1 protein-coding gene is annotated in these 270 nt (G+C 64.4%); it reads right to left on the bottom strand.

Annotated elements, in window-relative coordinates; genetic code table 11:
* Positions 1-270: NAD(P)-binding domain-containing protein (locus EOB49_RS35345; protein WP_164782006.1), on the bottom strand; the 270-nt coding region annotated here is incomplete at both ends.

Here is a 270-nt window from a genome sequence, read left to right as displayed (position 1 = left end):
CGGCGAGATCGAGCTCATGTCGATGACCAGCTTGCCCTTGGCCAGGCCTGACGCGACGCCGTTGTCGCCGAACAGCACATCGGCGACCTGCGGGGTGTCGGGTACCATGGTGATGATGATGTCGGCGGCTTTGGCCACGGCGGCATGGCCGGTGACGGTCTTCAGGCCCTTGGTGACGAGATCGGTGGAGGGTTTCGATCGATGGTCGCTGGTGACGACATGATAACCCGCGTCCAGCAGATGCCCCGCCATCGGTGCGCCCATGATGCC

The organism is Mesorhizobium sp. M7A.F.Ca.MR.148.00.0.0 (assembly GCF_003997735.1).
Taxonomy (GTDB): Bacteria; Pseudomonadota; Alphaproteobacteria; order Rhizobiales; family Rhizobiaceae; genus Mesorhizobium.
Note: the sequence above shows the minus strand (reverse complement) of the source record. Positions and strands in the feature narration are given on the sequence as shown.